We start from the raw sequence: 17,820 nt of genomic DNA on the forward strand, positions 1-17,820 counted from the left end.
GCGCCTGGCCCGTCCAGGCGCGCCACGGCGCGTGCCCTCACGCCATGCGCTGCGTGCGGCAGGCCTGTGAGCCGGCGCTTACGCCGTGCGTGCTGCGCGGCGCGCCGCGAGCTCGTCGACGGTGTCGGGCGACTGCGGATCGAACTCGACGAGCGTCGACTCGACTTCGCGCAGGACGCTGCCGACCGCGATGCCGAACACGCCCTGGCCGCGGCTGATGAGGTCGATGACCTCGTCGTTCGAGGTGCAGAGATAGACGGATGCCCCGTCGCTCATGAGTGTCGTGCCCGCGAGGTCGCGGATGCCGGCGGCCCGCAGCTGATCGACGGCCGTGCGGATCTGCTGGAGCGAGATGCCGGTGTCGAGCAGCCGCTTGACGAGCTTCAGGACGAGGATGTCGCGGAAGCCGTAGAGGCGCTGAGAGCCCGATCCGCTCGCACCGCGGACGGTGGGCTGGATGAGCTCGGTGCGGGCCCAGTAGTCGAGCTGGCGGTACGTGATCCCGGCCGCGCGGGCGGCGACGGCACCGCGGTAGCCGACCTCGTCGTCCATCGCGGGGAGCCCGTCGGTGAAGAGCAGGTCTGCCAGGTACGTGGGTTCGTCTGACTCGTCATGAGCAGTCATGCGATGCCTCCTCCCCCAGACCCGATGCTTCCACGCTAGAACAGCCCGTCGACCCGGGCAACGACATCCGCTCGAAGCGGTCCGGCGTGTCGCGCCGAGTGCCTGATCCGATCAGGTCGATCGCCGTTCCAGGGCGTCCCTGACGAAGATGCCCCGCAGCTCTTCGAGCCGCTTCGCGAGTTCGGGTGCGAGCTCGTTCGCGCGGGCGCGGGACGCGGCATCCGTCCGGCGAAGAAGCGGCGCGAGCGCCGACTCGACGAGGGTGACGTCGCGCTCGGCGCTCTGCCGGAGCGTCCGCACGTGGCGGGGCTCGATGCCGTGCCGGTCGAGGGCGACGAGCGCCCGCAGGATCGCGACGTGCTGGTCGGTGTAGGCGTCCGCGCCCGCGAGGACCCCCGTGCTGACGGCGTCGTTGAGCAGCTGCGGCGCGGCTCCCGTCGCGGCCAGCAGCTCCTCGCGGCGATAGCGGCGCGGTGCGGGGACGATCGACGGCGGCGGAGCCGAGGCCGGCGTCGCGGGGTCGCGCCCCGCGTCCACGTCGGCGAGGTACTCGCGGATGACGACGAGCGGCAGGTAGTGGTCGCGCTGCAGCGTCAGGGCGAGGCGCAGGCGTTCGAGGTCGGCAGGCGAGAACTTGCGATAGCCCGACTCCGTGCGCACGGGCGTGACGATCCCCTGGACCTCGAGGAACCTCAGCTTGCTCGACGTGAGCGTCGGGAACTCGGGTGCGAGGCGTGCGAGCACCTGTCCAATGCTCAAGAGCCCCGCGGACGACGAACGTTCGCGGGCGGCAGCCGTCGACATCAGCGGTCCGCGGCCTGCGTCAGGTCGGAGGGCGAGACGAAGAAGTTGAGGCGGAACTTGCCGATGCGCACTTCCGAGCCGTTGACGAGGGGTGAGCGGTCGACCCGCTCCCCGTTGACGTACGTGCCGTTGAGCGAGCGCTGGTCGACGATCTCGAAGGAGGACTCGTGCCGCGTGATCTCGGAGTGACGGCGCGAGACGGTGACGTCGTCGAAGAAGATGTCGGCTTCGGGATGCCGCCCCACGGTGGTCACGTCGGTGTCGAGCAGGTACCGTGCCCCCGCCGTGGGACCCGAGCGGACGATGAGGATCGCGGATCGCGACGGCAGTGCGTCGATCGCCTCGAGCTCGGCAGCGGAGAGGTCGGCGCCGAAGGGCACGAAGGACAGATCGGAGTCATGCCCGAACGTCTGCGTCGTGTCGGCGGGTCGGTCGCCCGAGCCCTCGCCGGAGTCGGCTGCGCGACGGATCTCGTCCGGTCGGCGATTGTCGTCCACGCTGCTCCTCCTCTTCGTTCCAGCCTATCCGATGCTCCCACCCCGTGAGGAGAGCTTCAGACCGCCGGAGCGCCCGCACGAGGGCTTTGTTTCGTCGCGTGTCGCTCGAGATGCCCCGGCTCGTCCCGATCCCTAGCCTGGTGGGTATTCGAACCTACTGAACAGGAGCCAGCTGTGTCGACCCCGCACTCTCACATTCCGCCCTTCGAGGTGCGGGAGCGTGCGGCGTGCATGTGCGTCCACGGCCGGGCCTGCTCGACGTTCGCCCCCGGGCACGCGCTGCACCTCATCCAGTCCCGCCTCGCGGCGGCGACGCCCTCGGATTGGGTCGACGCGATCGTCGAGGCGCGGCACGATGACGGCACGCTCGTCCTCCGGACGATCGGCGATGCGGCATCCGTCACCGTCTGGAGCGGCTCGGGCGCCGCGACCGCCGTCGAAGCGGGCGCACCGGTCGCCCTGCACGGGCGCTACGACGTGCTCGCCGTCGGCTCGCAGCGCTTCAACGTCGCACCGCTCGCCTGATCTCCGAAGCGAGATCTGCTCTCTGAAACGAGAGAGGCGACGGGCTCAGCCCATCGCCATCATCGAGTTCTTCATGGCCATGCAGGCGTCCATGCACGCCTTGCAGGCCTGAGCGCACATCTTGCAGACCTCGTTCATGTCGGCGTGCTCCATGCACTCGTCCATGCACAGCTGGCACATCGCGATGCACGCGTCGAGCATCGCCATCATGCTGGCCATGTCCATGCCCTGCATGCGCATCATGGAGCGCATCATGGTGTTGCACATGTCCGCGCAGTTCATGCACGCGGGGGCGCACGACATCATCTGCGTCGAGCACACCGTGCAGGCCTGCTCGCATGCGGAGCAGGCGTCCATACACGCCTGCATGAGGGACATGTCCATCATGTCCATGCCGGGCATCGCCTTCATGTCCTTGGACATCATGTCCATCATCATCGAGTCCATTTCGCGGTCCTCCCGGGGGTCGTTACGTCGGGTGTCGCAGTCGTACCGCTGCGCCTTCCGCCATGGTATTGCTCCCCGAGTCGCCACAGAAGGGGCCGCTAGGCTCTGCCGCGTGTCGTCACACGGAATTAACGAACGCCGCCTCCCCCGGCCTCTCGCGACCCTCGTCGTCGCGGTCGTCGCAGCCGCGTCGCTCCTGCTCGGAGCGGCACCCGCGAGCGCGCACGACGAGCTGGTCTCGACCGATCCGGCGGCCGGTTCGGCGGTGGCCGCCCTGCCCGACGAGCTGACGCTCACCTTCAGCGGCGTCCTCGCGACGGATGCGGGCGCGAGCGAAGTGGCGGTGACGGATGCCACGGGCGCGTCGCTCGTCGACGGCGCACCGGTGGCATCCGACACCGTGCTGACGCAGGCGCTCGCGGGCGAGGCATCCGGTGTCGTCACGGTGCTCTGGAAGGTCGTCTCGAGCGACGGCCACCCCATCTCGGGCGAGTTCTCGTTCACGGTGGACGGTCCCGCCTCGAGCCCGACGACGGAGCCGACCGCCGAGCCGACGCCGACGGATGTCGCGACGGCGGCGCCCACCGCCGAGCCGACGCCGAGCGCGTCGCCCGTCCCGCCGGCCGAGACGACCGACCTGCGCCCGTGGTTCGTCGGGGCGCTCCTGCTCGTGCTCGCCGTCGCGGGTGGTGTCATGTACCTGCTGATCTCGCGGGCGCGCCGTGAGCGCGCGCTCTCGGGCGGCGCGCCGACGCAGGGTCAGGGAGGCACGGACGACGGGCCTGCGGACGGCCGGGCGGACGGCTCTCAGCCGGGATCTGAGCCTCCTGCCGACCGATAGGCTGGAGGCATGCCTCACTATGATGTCGTCATCCTCGGCGCGGGCCCCGGCGGGTACGTCGCGGCAGTCCGCAGCGCTCAGCTCGGCCTTTCCGTCGCGATCATCGAGGAGAAGTACTGGGGCGGTGTCTGTCTCAACGTCGGATGCATCCCGTCCAAGGCGCTGCTGAAGAACGCCGACCTCGCGCACCAGTTCCACCACAAGGCGGCGCTGTTCGGCATCTCGGGTGACGTGCACTTCGACTACGGCGTCGCGTGGGACCGCAGCCGCACCGTCGCGAACGGGCACGTCAAGGGCATCCACTTCCTGATGAAGAAGAACAAGGTGACCGAGTACGAGGGTCGCGGCACCTTCACGGGCCCCAACGCGATCCGCGTCGCGAAGGCCGACGGCTCGAGCGAGGACGTCACGTTCGACAACGCGATCATCGCGACCGGCTCGAAGGTGCGCACCCTGCCGGGTGTCACGATCGGCGGGAACATCGTCACGTACGAGGAGCAGATCCTCACGCGCGACCTGCCCGAGTCGATCGTCATCGTCGGCGCCGGCGCGATCGGCATGGAGTTCGGGTTCGTCATGACGAACTACGGAGTCAAGGTCACGATCATCGAGTTCCTGGACCGCGCGCTCCCCAACGAGGACGTCGACGTGTCGAAGGAGATCGCCAAGCAGTACAAGGGCTACGGCGTCGAGATCCTGACCTCGACGAAGGTCGAGACCGTCACCGACCACGGCGACAAGGTCACCGTCACGTACACGCCGGTCGCCGGCGGCGAAACGCAGTCGATCGAAGCCGACAAGGTCCTGATGTCGGTCGGGTTCGCGCCGAACATCGAGGGCTTCGGGCTCGACGCGACGGGCGTCGCGCTCACCGACCGCGGCGCGATCGAGATCGACGATCACATGCGCACCAACGTGCCGCACATCTACGCGATCGGCGATGTCACGGCGAAGCTGCAGCTCGCGCACGTCGCCGAGGCGCAGGGCGTCGTCGCCGCCGAGACGATCGGCAAGGCCGAGACCATGACGCTCGGCGACTACCGCAACATGCCGCGCGCCACGTTCTGCTCGCCGCAGGTCGCGTCGTTCGGTCTCACCGAGCAGCAGGCGCGCGATGCGGGCTACGACGTCAAGGTCGCGAAGTTCCCGTTCTCGGCCAACGGCAAGGCCAACGGCCTCGGCGAGCCGGTCGGGTTCGTCAAGCTCATCGCGGACGGCGAGCACCTCGAGCTGCTCGGCGGCCACCTCATCGGCCCCGACGTGTCCGAGTTGCTCCCCGAGCTCACCCTCGCGCAGAAGTGGGACCTCACCGCCCTCGAAGCGGCCCGCAACATCCACACGCACCCGACGCTGTCGGAGGCGCTGCAGGAAGCGTTCCACGGCCTCGCCGGGCACATGATCAACTTCTGATCAGCCTCGCTTCACGTCGAAAGGCCCGGGCTCGCCCGGGCCTTTCGCGTTCCAGCTCTCGGCAACCGCCCCGCGAGCTCAGGATCGAGGGAGCGATCGGGTCAGTGACCGAGCGCCTTCGCGAGTTTGGAATCGGATGCCGCGGGCCGGGCCCCGGTCGCGTGCACGACGACCTCGGCGGCGGCGAAGAACGACGCGGGGTCGGCGGGAGCCGCAGCGCCCAGCTCGAGCTCCCACTCGCGCCACGTGCGCTCGACGCCTGAGCGAGCATCGGTCGCCGTCACATGATCGTCGACGAACTCGGCCACGACTCCCCCCGCCGCATCGAGCAGGTGGTACGCCGTGCGGTGGTTGCGGATGCGGGCGAGCGGGGTGAGCGGAGCCGCCGTCACCGACGAAAGCACAGCGGTCGCGGCATCCGGAATCCCGTCCTGCAGTGGCCAGTGCAGCTCGACCCGCCCGCCGTCGGCACCCCGCGGTCCCTTGATGTGCCACCCCTCGTCAGGTCCGCCCGTGCGCCGGCGCAGCGCGTAGCCCGCGCGGGCGAGGGCTGCGTCGTCCGAGTCGAGGTAGCGCGCGTCGAGCTCGCGCACCTCGGGCGCCGCGACCGACGCGACGCCCGGCATGCCCGTCCAGTCCGGCAGGGGCGTGTCGGCGTCGACGTCGAACTTCAGCTCGATCTCGACCGAGCGTGACGGCTCGGAAGCCACGACCTCAGTCGTCCGAGGCGTTGCCGATGTCGTCCGTCGCCTCGACGAACCAGAACTCGGCCTCGGTGGGGCCGTCCTCCGACCCCGTGTGCTCGAGCCCGCCGCCGCGGCGGTAGACGATCTGTGCGGGACCGTAGGGGACGATGAGCGAGTCCAGCTCGGGCTTCTCGAGGGGCAGCAGCTGCCCGTCGAGAGGTCCGCCGTGGAGACGTGCGATGGCCATGGCCCGAGCCTACCCCGGGGCCGTCAGTGGGTCGGGAAGCCGAGGCTGATCTGGCTCTCGCTCGGGTCGGGCCAGCGCGTCGTGACGACCTTGCGCCGCGTGTAGAAGTTGAACGCCTCGGGCCCGTACATGTGCGTGTCGCCGAACAGCGAGTCCTTCCAGCCGCCGAACGAGAACGCGCCGACCGGCACGGGGATCGGCACGTTGATGCCGACCATGCCGACCTCGATGTCGTACTCGAACTGCCGCGCCGTCTTGCCGTCGCGCGTGAAGACCGCCGTGCCGTTGGCGTACCTGTTCGAGTTGATGAGGTCGACCGCCTCGTCGTAGCTGCCGACGCGCACGACCGAGAGGACGGGGCCGAAGATCTCCTCGTCGTAGACGCGCATGCCGGGCTTGACGTCGTCGACGAGGGATGCGCCGATGAAGAAGCCGTCGCCCTCGAACTCGTGCGCGCGACCGTCCACGACGACCTTCGCGCCCTCGTCGGGGGCGCCCGAGACGAAGCCCGCGACCCGCTCGCGCGCCTCGCGCGTGATGAGCGGCCCCATCTCCGACGCAGGGTCGAGGCCGTCGCCGATGCGCAGGTTGCCGATGCGGTCCGACACCTTCTCGATGAGCGAGTCGGCGACGCCGCCGACGGCGACGACGACCGAGACCGCCATGCAGCGCTCCCCCGCCGATCCGTAGGCTGCCGACACGGCGGCGTCCGCGGCGGCGTCGAGGTCGGCATCCGGCATCACGATCATGTGGTTCTTCGCACCGCCGAGCGCCTGCACGCGCTTGCCGTTCGCCGCGGCGCGCGCGTAGATGTACTTCGCGATGGGCGTCGAGCCGACGAACGAGACGGCGCGGATGATCGGCTCGTCGAGGATCGCGTCAACGGCCTCCTTGTCGCCGTGCACGACGTTGAAGATGCCGTCGGGGAGCCCCGCCTCGCGGAACGCATCGGCGAGCCACACCGCCGAGGAGGGGTCGCGCTCGGAGGGCTTGAGGATGACGGCGTTGCCCGCCGCGATCGCCGTCGTGACCATCCACAGCGGCACCATCGCGGGGAAGTTGAACGGAGTGATGCACGCGACGACGCCGAGCGGCTGCCGCACCTGGTGCACGTCGATGCCGGTCGCGACCTGCTCGGAGTACTCCCCCTTGAGGTGGTGCATGAGTCCTGTGCAGAACTCGACGTTCTCGAGCCCGCGGGTGACCTCGCCGAGCGCGTCGGGCACCGTCTTGCCGTGCTCCGACGTGATGAGGCGCGCGAGCTCCTCGCCGCGCGACGTGAGGATCTCGCGCAGGCGGAACAGGACGCCGGACCGCTTCGCGAGCCCCGTCTCGCGCCACGCGGGCTGCGCGGCCTTCGCGATCTCGGCTGCCTCGTGCACGAAGTCGGCGGTCGCGAAGGCGACCTCAGCGGTCTGGCGCCCCGTGGCGGGGTTGAAGACGGCGCCGCGACGACCCTCGGGCGTGAGGCGCTCGCCTCCCACGACGTGCGGGATGGTCGGCAGCGTCGCAGGCGTGCCGTCAGCGGTCTTCTCGATCGTGGGGGTGCTCATGATGCTCCTCGGGTGCGGATGTGCGCGGGGTTCACGGGGTCGGCGGGGTTCAGGCGTGGGTGAGGTCGTGGCTCGGATCGTACCCCCGGAGCGTCCCGTCCGGGGTCGCGAAGAGGGTCACGAGGGTGCAGTCCTTGCCCCCGAGTCCGCGGCTTGCGAGCTCTTCGAGCTGCGAGAGCGCGAGCTCGGCCGCCGGAAGGTGCACGCCCGTCGCCTCGCCCGCCTGCACAGCGAGGCCGCAGTCCTTGCGCGCGAGGTCGACCGAGAAGGTCGCGTCGAAGTTCTTGTTTGCGGCCGCCGACTCGACGACGCCCGGGACGGGCCACCACACGCGCTGCGGCCACGAGCCGCCCGACGACGCACCCGCGACCTGCCAGAACACCGTGGGGTCCAGGCCCAGCTGCTCGGCGAGCTGCGAGCCCTCGGCCGTGGCCATGACGCCGATGAACAGCATCATGTTGTTGACGAGCTTCGCAGCGATCCCCGCCGTCGGTCCGCCGCACGCGATGACCTTGCCCGCCATGGGCGCGACGAGCTCTTCGGCGCGCGCGACGTCGTCGGGGGCGCCGCCCAGCATGAAAGTCAGCGAGTGGGCCTCGGCGCCCGCCGTGCCGCCCGAGATGGGCGAGTCGACGAAGACGAAACCGCGCTCAGCGGAGCCCGTGTGGCACCACCGGGACGTCTCGATGTCGACCGTCGAGGTGTCGAGCAGGAGCGTGCCGGGGGCGGCGCCTGCCCACACCCCGTCGGGTCCGTCGTAGACGGCGCGCACGTGGGCGGGCATGGGCAGCGACGTGATGCACGCGTCGGCGCCCTGCAGCGCTTCGGCGATCGACGACACGACGGTGACGCCGCGGGATGCCGCAGCCTCGGCAGCAGCCGGGTTGACGTCGACGCCGCGGACGGTGTGGCCCGCCGCGACGAGGTGGGCGGTCATGGGCGCGCCCATGTGGCCGAGCCCGATCCAGGCGATCGTGGACATGGTTCTCCTGCGGCATCGAAGGTGTCGAAGAGGGCGCGCGACCGCGCCCGTCGACGCCAGGATAAGCACACCTCCCACTCGCGATCAATGCACGGAGTGGATCGAATATTGCACCTCCACCGTGCGCTGATGCACACTGCTTGCATGGCCTCGCCGTCTCGCGAACCACAGCTCGACGCGCTCATGACGTTCCTCGCCGTCGCGCGTCTCGGGCGCTACACGGCCGCGGCCGAGGTCCTCGGCGTCAACCACTCGACGGTGTCGCGGCGGATCGCGGCGCTCGAGGACGCAATGGGCGGGCGCGTGCTCGTGCGCGGCGCCGCCGGGTGGGAGACCACTCCCCTGGGCCGTCGCGCGGTCGCGGCGGCCGAGCGCATCGAGGCGTCCGTGCGCGAGCTCGCCGAGGACGGCGGCACCGCGATGCAGGGCATGGTGCGCATCGCGGCCCCCGAGGCGTTCACCTCGGCGTTCCTCGTCCCCGCCATGGCGCGACTGCAGGCGCGGCATCCCGAGCTGTCGATCGAGCTCATCGCGGCGACGCAGCGCGTCCGCCAGAACCGCTCCGGCGTCGACCTCGAGATCGTCGTGGGCCGCCCGCAGGTGCACCGCGCGTTCGCCGTGCCCATCAGCTCCTACGCGCTCGGGCTCTACGCGACGCCCGCGTATCTCGAGGGCGCGGGGGTTCCTTCATCCGTCGCGCAGCTGGCGCGGCATCCGCTCATCTACTACATCGAGTCGTCGCTGCAGGTCGATGAGCTCGACCTCGCGGTGCAGTCGCTGCCCGCCTCGCCCGCGTCGATCCGCTCGACGAGCGTCTTCGCGCACGTCGAGGCCGCCGCCGCGGGTGCCGGGATCGGGCTGCTGCCCGACTTCCTCGCGGATGCCGACCCGCGCCTCGTGCGCGTGCTCGACGGCGTCTACGCGCATCCGCTCGAGTACTGGGCGGTCACACGCGACGAGGGCCCGCGCAATCCCGTCGTCGCCGAAGCGCTCACCGCGATCCGCGAGCACCTCACCCGCTGACCAGCAGAGCCCGCGCAATCCCGTCGTTGCCGAAGCGCTCACCGCGATCCGCGAGCACCTCACCCGCTGACCAGCAGAGCCCGCGCAATCCCGTCGTTGCCGAAGCGCTCACCGCGATCCGCGAGCACCTCACCCGCTGACCAGCAGAGCCCGCGCAATCCCGTCGTCGCCGAAGCGCTCACCGCGATCCGCGAACACCTCACCCACTGACCAGCAAGGCCTGCGCAATCCCGTCGCCGCCGAAGCGCTCACCGCGATCCGCGAACGCCTCACCCGCTGACCAGCAATCGCCGAAGCGCTCGCCGCGATCCGCGAACAGCTCGATCAGCTCGCCCCGTAAGTCCTAGCTCACGGGCGGCGTGTGCCAGATGCGGTCGATGTAGTCGCGGATCGACCGGTCGGACGAGAAGAATCCCGTCCGAGCGACGTTGAGGATCGCGGAGCGCGTCCAGGCATCCGGATCGGCGTAGGCCGCGTCGACCTTCGCCTGCGCCCGGATGTAGGACCCGTAGTCCGCGAGCACCATGAAGCGGTCGTCGTAGAGCAGGTTGGACACGATCGGCTCGAACACCGACCGGTCGCCGCCCGAGAACGCCCCCGAGGCGATGAGGTCCATCGCGCTGCGCAGTTCGGCGTCCGCCTGGTAGAACTCGGCAGGCCGGTAGCCCTTCGCCCACTGCGCCTCGACCTCGGGCTCGCTCATGCCGAAGAGGAAGAAGTTCTCGTCTCCGACGAGCTCGCGGATCTCGACGTTCGCGCCGTCGTCCGTGCCGATCGTGAGCGCGCCGTTGAGCGCGAACTTCATGTTGCCCGTGCCCGAGGCCTCCTTACCGGCGAGCGAGATCTGCTCGGACAGGTCGGCGGCCGGGATGACGCGCTCGGCGAGCGTCACGTTGTAGTTCGGCGGGAAGAGCACCTTGAGGCGGCCCTCGACGCGCGGGTCGTCGTTGACGACTTCGCCGACGGCGTTGATGAGGTGGATGATGCTCTTGGCCATCGCGTAGCCGGGCGCCGCCTTCGCGCCGAACAGGAACGTCCGGGGAGTGATGTCGGATGCCGCGACCCGCCCCGACACGACCCGGTCGTACTGCGTCACGATGTGAAGCAGCTGGAGCATCTGCCGCTTGTACTCGTGCAGGCGCTTGACCATGACGTCGAGCAGGTGGTCCTCGCTCACGTCGAGGCCGTCGCGCTCGCGGAGCACCGCCGCGAGGCGGCGCTTGTTGCCGGCCTTGACCGCGGCGAAGCGCTCGCGGAACTCAGGATCCGCGGCGAACGCCTCGAGCCCGCGCAGGCGCTCGAGGTCGACGGTCCAGCCGGCACCGAGCGCCTCGGTGATGAGTCCCGCGAGATCGGGGTTCGCGAGCCGGATGAAGCGCCGGGGTGTCACGCCGTTCGTGACGTTCGTGAACTTGCCGGGGAAGAACTCGTCGAAGTCGTGCAGCACCTTGTCGCGCAGCAGCTGGGAGTGCAGCTCGGCCACGCCGTTGACTTTCGAGCCCGCGACGGTGGCGAGGTGCGCCATGCGGACGGAGCGGAACGGGTGCTCGCCGACGATCGACATCGCGCGGATGCGCAGCTCGTCGTCGCCGAAGCGTTCGCGCACCTCCTCGAGGAAGTCGTCGTTGATGCGGTAGATGATCTCGAGGTGGCGCGGCAGGAGCCGGCCGAGCAGGTCGACGGGCCAGACCTCGAGGGCCTCGGGAAGAAGCGTGTGGCACGTGTACGCGAAGCACTGCTGCGTGATCGCCCACGCGGCATCCCATTCCATGTGCTTGTCGTCGACCAGGACGCGCATGAGCTCGGGCACCGCGATGACGGGGTGGGTGTCGTTCAGCTGGAAGATGACGCGCTCGGGCAGCTTCGCGAGGTCGTAGCCGTCCGCGAGCACGTTCTCGAGGAAGTCGCCGATGGACGCCGCGACGAAGAAGTACTGCTGCTGAAGACGCAGCTCCTTGCCCTGCGGCGTCGAGTCCTCGGGGTAGAGCACCTTCGAGATGTTCTCGGCGAAGGTCTGCGCGCGCACGGCCTCTTCGTAGTCGCCCGAGTTGAAGATGCGCAGGTCGAAGGCGCTCGTCGCGACCGCAGACCACAGCCGGAGAGTGTTGACGCGGCCGTTGTGATAGCCAGGCACCATGTAGTTGTAGGGCACGGCCTGCACGTTCCAGCCCGGGATCCAGCGGCTGCGCGTGACGCCGTCGTCGTCGTAGGTCTCGGTGTGGCCGCCGAACGAGATCTGCTGCGCGGCTTCGGGGTGCGGGAACTCCCACGGGGAGCCGAGGGCGAGCCACGCATCCGGCTGCTCGACCTGCTGGCCGTCCTCGAAGGTCTGGCGGAAGATGCCGTATTCGTAGCGGATGCCGTACCCGATGCTCGGCACGCCGATCGTCGCGAGCGAGTCGATGAAGCACGCGGCGAGGCGCCCGAGGCCGCCGTTGCCGAGGCCCGGTTCGACCTCGAGCTGGCGCAGTTCATCGAGATCGATGCCGCACTGCGCGAGGGCATCCGACGCGATGTCGGTCAGTCGCGACGCGAGGAGGTTGTTGTCGAGCTGTCGGCCGAGAAGGTACTCGGCCGACAGGTAGCAGACGCCCTTCGCCTGCAGATCGCCCTGGCGACGCTGATCGTCGAGCCAGCGGGCCATGAGGTAGTCGCGGACCGTTCCTGCGAGAGCGAGGTACTGGTCGTTCTTGCTCGACTCCGACAGCGATACGCCGATATCGAAGTTGAGGTTCTGCAGGAACTGCTTCACGAAGCCGTCCACGCTCGCGGGCGGTGAAGTCACCGGAGCGAGGGCGAGCGCGTGGGTCGCTCCGAGCGGGTGCGAGGGGGCGCGGAACTCGATGTCTTCTGGCACTGTGCCACGCTATCGACAATCACCTTGGAGGATGCCCCGTGTGCCCGACCTGTACGCCAGAGTTTGCGTGACCGAAACATGCGCGTGCATCGGTCGGCGGCTGCGCGTGCGCGCCCTAGGGTTGTCGCATGAAGCCCTTCGTCCTGCTCGCGACGCGGGCGGAGGATCGTCCCGCCGACGAGGAGTACGAGCTCTTCCTGCGCTACTCGGGCCTCGACGAAGCGCATCTTCGCCGCATCCGTCTCGAGGCCGGTCCTATGCCCGAGCTGGATCTCGACGAGCTCTCGGGGATCTTCGTGGGCGGCGGGCCGTTCAACGCGTCCGACCCGTCCTCGAAGAAGTCCGCTGTCCAGGTGAGGGTCGAGGCGGAGTTCCAGGCGCTGCTCGAGCGGGTGGTCGCGCGCGACTTCCCGTTCCTGGGCGCGTGCTACGGCGTCGGGACGGTCGGGGCCTTCCTCGGGGCGACGATCGACCGGCGGCATTCCGAGCCCATCAGCGTCGTGCCCGTGACGCTCACTCCAGCGGGACTCTCGGACCCGCTGCTGGCCGGCCTGCCGCCCACGTTCGAGGCGTTCGTGGGTCACAAGGAGGCGATCAGCGCGCTGCCTTCGTCGGCAGTGCTGCTCGGCTCGTCGCCGGACTGCCCCGTGCAGATGTTCCGCGTCGGCGCGAACGTCTACGCGACGCAGTTCCACCCCGAGCTCGACGTCGACGGGATCACGACGCGCATCCACGCGTACGCAGGGTACGGCTACTTCGCAGCCGACGAGCTCGAGCTGACCCTCGGGGCCGTGCGGCGCGCCGCCGTGTCGCACCCGAGCGCGATCCTGCGCACGTTCGCCGAGCGCTACGCCGTGGGCTGATCGCCTTCATCTGAGTCGGTGCCCCGGCTCCCGTCGAACGCATACGCGATCGGCGCGGCGCTGTCGGGGGCCTCGTCGAACGCGAGGCCCAGGTCGACCCACACGACGGCGCCGGCGAGCTTCTTGCCGCGGTCGCGCGCGAGTCCTGTCTTCACTCCCCCGAACGTGACGGTGACGGATGCCGGCAGCACGACTCCGTCCGAAGTCGCACCGGTGTCGGGGTGCAGGCCGCTCGGGAGGTCGACGGCGATGACCCGCGACATGCCCGCGCGGACGGCCGGCAGAAGCGCCTCGACGACGGCGCGGGCGCCGCCGCGCAGCGCCGGGTCCGCCGACGTGCCGATGCCGAGGATGCCGTCGAGGATGAGGTCGTACGCGCCTTCGCTCGCGAGGGCGACGGCTTCCTCGAGCGAGACCCGCTTCGCGCCGCCGGCTTCTGCCGTCGCAAGGGCCTGCGCGTGCGCGGAGTCGCCCGTGAGCAGGATGTCGAAGCTCAGATCGTCGCCGGGGATGCCGCGCACGGCGATCCACTGCTGAAGCGCGGCGGCCGCATAGAGCGCGTCGCCGCCGTTGTCGCCGCGGCCCGCGACGACGAGGATCCGCCCCATGAGCGGCGACATGCCGGCGGACTGGTACGCGAGATCGTTCTTGCGCGCCGTGACGCCCGGCTCCACGAGCTCATCGGCGATCACGGAGGCGAGGCCGGCTGCCGCCCACAGCATGAGCGGGAGTCCGCGGTCGAGCAGGGGCGCCTCGTTCCTGCGCACCTGCTCGGCGGTCCAGGTCGGAACCCACTCCGGCGTGCCGTTCATGCTCGCTCCGTCGCGCCGGTCACGCGTTCTCCGATCGCTTGTCCTCGGTGCGGTTCAGCCGCTCGCGCTCCTTCTCCTCCTCGGCGCGGGCCTTCTCGAGCTCGGCCGTCGCGACGCGCACGGCATCCTCGGCCTTGCGCACTCGGCGCAGCGCGAAGGTCGTCGCGCCGAAGCGCGCCCGTACGCGATCGGTGTCCTCCGCCACCCCGATGAGGATCCAGGTCGACGCGATGAGGACGACCTGCGACGCGAGGTTGAACCAGATCAGCAGCGCGATGAGCGACGCGAAGGATGCGAGGAGAGGATTGGCGGACGCTCCGCGCACGAACAGGCCCGAGAGCTGCTGCAGCACCGTGAGGCCGACGCCGCCGAGCAGAGCCCCCGCGATGAGGGTGCGCGGGCGCGCCTTGACGCCGCTGAGCGAGACGAAGAGAAGAGCGATGAGCGACGCATCGAGGATGAAGACGACCCCGAGCGCGAGGACCCAGATCGCGAGGTCGGCGACGATGCCGGACTGAAGCCCGATCCAATCGCGAAGCCGCTCGATGAGGGCCGTGCCGAAGAAGGTCGCGCCCGCCGAGACGAGGAACCCCGCGCCGATGACGATCGCGAGGATGACGTTGCGCGCGATGACCCAGACCCAGAACCGGTCATCATGCAGCTCCCCCGCGAGCGTGCGCATGGCGGCGCGGGTCGAGCCGATCGCGCCGATCGCTCCACCGAAGAGGGCGACGAGCGACGCGATTCCCGCGACGGTGAAGCCCGCCGGGGCGCTGATCTCGGACACATCGACGATGCCGTTCTCGCCGACGAGGCCCGGGATCGCGGCATCCACCGCATCGATCAGCGCCTGCATGGCCTGCGGATTGTCGCTGAGCCACAGCGTCGCGAACGAGAATCCGAGAAGCACGCCCGCGAAGACCGAGAAGAGCGCGCGATACGTGATGCTGTCGGCGAGCATGAACCCGCGCCGCTCGACGTAGTGGAACCACACGCGTGCGGGCTTGAGGGTCAGCGCCCACGCCATGACGCGGTCGATGATGTTTCCCCTGCGGGGAGCGGATGCCGCGGTCTCGGCCATGTTCGAAAGGCTATCGGCGAGGCGGCCGGCGTCGGGCGGATTGACAGCTTCGGGCCGAGGCATCCATCCCCTCCTCGCTTATGATTTCATGCGGGGACTTGGGGTTCCCCGCTGATTGGGGAGTACCGATGAAGGGACTCGCGCAGACGCTCGTCCTGACCGGCGCGGTGCGCGCGGCAGAGATGTCGGCGGCGCTGGCCGAGGTCGGCGAGGGGCCAGAGCTCACGCAGCATCTCGTGAGCTCGCGGCTCGTGACCGAGGGGCAGGTCGCCGAGGCGGTCGCACTCAACACGGGGCACCGCTACGTCGAGCTCGCGAACCTTCCGCTCGATCCGAACGTCGTCGCGCTCGTGCCCGGCACGCTGTGCCGCAAGTACTCGCTGATCCCGATCGACAAGCGCGGCGATCGCCTCGTGGTCGGCATCCTGGATCCCAACGACATCGTCGCTCTCGACGACGTCGCGAGCGTCACGGATCTCTTCGTCGAGCCGGTCGTCGTCGCGCGCGACGCGCTCGAGCAGATGTACGAGCGCTTCCTTCGTTCGGACGAAGAGCTCAGCGAGCTGTCGATCGCGATCGAGGAGAACGTCGAGGCCTCGACCGAGTCGTTCACCGAGACGATCGAGGATCAGGATGCCGACGCCCCCGTCGTGCGCTTCGTGAACCTGCTGATCGCCCAGGCCATCAACGACCGCGCGAGCGACATCCACGTCGAGCCCGGCGAGAATCAGCTGACGGTGCGGTACCGCATCGACGGCGTGCTGCACGAGATGCAGAAGGCGGATCGCTCGATCCAGGACGGCATCATCTCGCGCCTCAAGATCATGTCGTCGATCGACATCGCCGAGAAGCGCCGGCCGCAGGACGGTCGCCTCTCGGTCAACCACGAGAGCCGTCAGGTGGACCTTCGCGTCGCAACGCTGCCGACCGTGTGGGGCGAGAAGATCGTCATGCGAATCCTCGACAACACGGGTCAGCGCATGGCGATGTCGGATCTCGTGATGTCGGCGCGCAACCTCGATCGCTTCGAGACGGCCATCGCGCGACCGCACGGCATGGTGCTCGTGACAGGTCCGACGGGGTCGGGCAAGTCGACGACGCTCTACACGGCGCTGCGGTCGGTCGCGAACCCCAAGATCAACGTCATCACGGTCGAAGACCCCGTGGAGTACCGCATCGGCGGAATCAACCAGGTGCAGGTCAACAACAAGGCGGGGCTGACGTTCGGCAGTGCGCTGCGGTCGATCCTGCGGTCCGACCCCGATGTCGTGCTCGTCGGCGAGATCCGCGACAACGAGACGGCGATCATCTCGATCGAGGCGGCGCTCACCGGTCACCTCGTTCTGTCGACGCTGCACACGAACGATGCGCCCTCGGCGCTGACGCGTCTGACCGAGATCGGCTGCGAGCCCTTCCTCGTCGCGACGGCGCTCGAGGCGATCGTCGCGCAGCGACTCGCGCGGCGGCTGTGCAATCGGTGTCGCGAGCCGTTCACCGAGACGACCGACGTGCTCACGGCGCTGGGTTTCCCGCACGGTCCGTCGGATCCGCCGCAGATCTTCCGGGCGGCGGGATGCAGCTCGTGCTCGGGCACCGGCTATCGCGGCCGTGTCGCGCTGCACGAGGTCATGAGCGTGACCGAAGAGATCGAGCAGCTCGTCGTGACGCGCGCGACGGGCACCGAGATGCGCCAGGTGGCGCTGCAGCAGGGGATGGTTTCGCTGCGCGAGGACGGCTTCAGCAAGGTCGCGCAAGGCCTGACGACGATCGAAGAGGTGCTGCGCGTCTCGGTCTGATGGTTCGCCCGGTCTCTTGTCCCCCGGTCTCGAGCCCCCAGCTCTCCGAGCGAGCATAGCGCCGCTTCTTCCGGTTGCGTGCGGCTCAGGCCCACCCCTCTGTGAGCACGGCGCCGCTTCTTCCGGTTGCGTGCGGCTCAGGCCCACCCCTCCACGAGCACGGCTACCCCTCATCCGGCTGCGTGCGGCTCAGGCCCACCCCTCCACGAGCACGGCTACCCCTCATCCGGCTGCGTGCGGCTCAGGCCCACCCCTCCACGAGCACGGCTACCCCTCATCCGGCTGCGTGCGGCTCAGGCCCACCCCTCCACGAGCACGGCTACCCCTCATCCGGCTGCGTGCGGCTCAGGCCCACCCCTCCACGAGCACGGCTACCCCTCATCCGGCTGCGTGCGGCTCAGACCCGCCCCTCCGCGAGCACGGCGACCGCTCATCCGACTGCGTGCGGCTCAGACCCACCCCTCCGCGAGCACTGCGATCCCTCCACCTGCTGCGCGCGGCTCACACCCGCCCCTCCACGAGCACGGCGACCCTTCCCCCGGCTGCCCGCGGCTCAGAACGGCGCAGGACCACCCGCATCGATGAGCGGCCGGAACACCGGCACCTTGCGCTCGGGCTGCACGACGTAGCGCCGGCCGGTGGGCGAGATCCATTCGAGCGCGCCGCCGTCGAGCTGATGCACGATCCAGCCGCCGTGATGCTTGACGATGTGGATGCTCCTATGCATGTCAAGTGGGGAGTAGGTCTGCTTGGAGTGCGCGGTAGACCTCGC

At 69.6% G+C, this 17,820-nt stretch carries 17 protein-coding genes and 1 pseudogene; 6 read left to right on the forward strand and 12 right to left on the reverse strand.

The window, feature by feature from the left end:
- Nucleotides 1-78 precede the first annotated feature (78 nt).
- The 3 genes from MJ607_RS09130 to MJ607_RS09140 form a co-directional block, all read right to left on the reverse strand.
- Nucleotides 79-624 carry a MerR family transcriptional regulator gene (locus tag MJ607_RS09130; protein WP_243075246.1) on the reverse strand — a complete coding sequence of 182 codons (546 nt, stop codon included), beginning with the start codon at nt 622-624 and terminating at the stop codon, nt 79-81.
- Nucleotides 625-735: 111 nt separating this feature from the next.
- Entirely contained in the window at nt 736-1,428 is a 693-nt protein-coding gene (locus MJ607_RS09135) for a MerR family transcriptional regulator (protein WP_243075247.1), read from the reverse strand.
- Nucleotides 1,428-1,925 carry an FHA domain-containing protein gene (locus MJ607_RS09140; protein WP_243075248.1) on the reverse strand — a complete coding sequence of 166 codons (498 nt, stop codon included), beginning with the start codon at nt 1,923-1,925 and terminating at the stop codon, nt 1,428-1,430. The genes MJ607_RS09135 and MJ607_RS09140 overlap by 1 nt, the downstream gene beginning before the upstream one ends.
- Nucleotides 1,926-2,099: 174 nt before the next feature.
- On the opposite strand from MJ607_RS09140, the gene MJ607_RS09145 reads away from it, so the two are divergent.
- Nucleotides 2,100-2,450, forward strand: a complete 351-nt coding sequence (locus tag MJ607_RS09145) for a hypothetical protein (protein WP_243075249.1) — start codon at nt 2,100-2,102, stop codon at nt 2,448-2,450.
- A gap of 45 nt (nt 2,451-2,495) precedes the next feature.
- Here MJ607_RS09145 and MJ607_RS09150 read toward each other — a convergent pair whose 3' ends face one another.
- Complete coding sequence (locus MJ607_RS09150; RefSeq protein WP_243075250.1) at nt 2,496-2,897, reverse strand: hypothetical protein; 402 nt, start codon at nt 2,895-2,897, stop codon at nt 2,496-2,498.
- Nucleotides 2,898-3,009: 112 nt separating this feature from the next.
- Between MJ607_RS09150 and MJ607_RS09155 the strand changes: the two genes are divergently transcribed.
- Both MJ607_RS09155 and lpdA read left to right on the forward strand, forming a co-directional pair.
- The gene (locus MJ607_RS09155) at nt 3,010-3,738 is read left to right on the forward strand and encodes a copper resistance CopC family protein (RefSeq protein ID WP_243075251.1); all 729 of its coding nucleotides are present in this window, start codon (nt 3,010-3,012) and stop codon (nt 3,736-3,738) included.
- Between the two features lie 9 nt (nt 3,739-3,747).
- A complete protein-coding gene (gene lpdA, locus MJ607_RS09160) occupies nt 3,748-5,148 on the forward strand; it encodes a dihydrolipoyl dehydrogenase (protein ID WP_243075252.1) in 1,401 nt (466 codons plus the stop codon).
- Nucleotides 5,149-5,249: 101 nt separating this feature from the next.
- On the opposite strand, the gene MJ607_RS09165 is transcribed toward lpdA, so the two are convergent.
- The 4 genes from MJ607_RS09165 to MJ607_RS09180 are packed head-to-tail and all read right to left on the reverse strand — an operon-like array spanning nt 5,250 to nt 8,616.
- Nucleotides 5,250-5,858, reverse strand: a complete 609-nt coding sequence (locus tag MJ607_RS09165; RefSeq protein WP_243075253.1) for a CYTH domain-containing protein — start codon at nt 5,856-5,858, stop codon at nt 5,250-5,252.
- Nucleotides 5,859-5,862: 4 nt separating this feature from the next.
- The gene (locus MJ607_RS09170) at nt 5,863-6,081 is read right to left on the reverse strand and encodes a response regulator (protein WP_243075254.1); all 219 of its coding nucleotides are present in this window, start codon (nt 6,079-6,081) and stop codon (nt 5,863-5,865) included.
- Nucleotides 6,082-6,104: 23 nt separating this feature from the next.
- Complete coding sequence (locus MJ607_RS09175; protein ID WP_243075255.1) at nt 6,105-7,634, reverse strand: CoA-acylating methylmalonate-semialdehyde dehydrogenase; 1,530 nt, start codon at nt 7,632-7,634, stop codon at nt 6,105-6,107.
- 49 nt (nt 7,635-7,683) lie between these two features.
- On the reverse strand, nt 7,684-8,616 hold the full coding sequence (locus tag MJ607_RS09180; RefSeq protein ID WP_243075256.1) for an NAD(P)-dependent oxidoreductase: 933 nt from the start codon (nt 8,614-8,616) through the stop codon (nt 7,684-7,686).
- A 144-nt stretch (nt 8,617-8,760) separates the two neighbouring features.
- Between MJ607_RS09180 and MJ607_RS09185 the strand changes: the two genes are divergently transcribed.
- Entirely contained in the window at nt 8,761-9,639 is an 879-nt protein-coding gene (locus tag MJ607_RS09185; protein WP_243075257.1) for a LysR family transcriptional regulator, read from the forward strand.
- A 343-nt stretch (nt 9,640-9,982) separates the two neighbouring features.
- On the opposite strand, the gene MJ607_RS09190 is transcribed toward MJ607_RS09185, so the two are convergent.
- Nucleotides 9,983-12,424, reverse strand: a complete 2,442-nt coding sequence (locus MJ607_RS09190) for a glycogen/starch/alpha-glucan phosphorylase (RefSeq protein ID WP_243075294.1) — start codon at nt 12,422-12,424, stop codon at nt 9,983-9,985.
- A 200-nt stretch (nt 12,425-12,624) separates the two neighbouring features.
- On the opposite strand from MJ607_RS09190, the gene MJ607_RS09195 reads away from it, so the two are divergent.
- Entirely contained in the window at nt 12,625-13,359 is a 735-nt protein-coding gene (locus MJ607_RS09195; protein WP_243075258.1) for a glutamine amidotransferase, read from the forward strand.
- Here MJ607_RS09195 and MJ607_RS09200 read toward each other — a convergent pair.
- On the reverse strand, nt 13,344-14,171 hold the full coding sequence (locus tag MJ607_RS09200) for an NAD(P)H-hydrate epimerase (protein WP_243075259.1): 828 nt from the start codon (nt 14,169-14,171) through the stop codon (nt 13,344-13,346). The two genes, MJ607_RS09195 and MJ607_RS09200, sit on opposite strands and share 16 nt — an antisense overlap.
- Before the next feature lie 19 nt (nt 14,172-14,190).
- The gene (locus tag MJ607_RS09205; RefSeq protein WP_243075260.1) at nt 14,191-15,252 is read right to left on the reverse strand and encodes a YihY/virulence factor BrkB family protein; all 1,062 of its coding nucleotides are present in this window, start codon (nt 15,250-15,252) and stop codon (nt 14,191-14,193) included.
- A gap of 128 nt (nt 15,253-15,380) precedes the next feature.
- Between MJ607_RS09205 and MJ607_RS09210 the strand changes: the two genes are divergently transcribed.
- Nucleotides 15,381-17,048: a GspE/PulE family protein gene (locus MJ607_RS09210; RefSeq protein ID WP_243075261.1), complete on the forward strand. Its 1,668-nt coding sequence runs from the start codon at nt 15,381-15,383 to the stop codon at nt 17,046-17,048.
- A 553-nt stretch (nt 17,049-17,601) separates the two neighbouring features.
- Here the strand turns inward: MJ607_RS09210 and MJ607_RS09215 are convergent.
- Nucleotides 17,602-17,820: pseudogene (locus MJ607_RS09215) on the reverse strand (hypothetical protein); the annotation flags it as partial.

The organism is Microbacterium sp. SS28, from assembly GCF_022761035.1.
GTDB lineage: Bacteria > Actinomycetota > Actinomycetes > Actinomycetales > Microbacteriaceae > Microbacterium.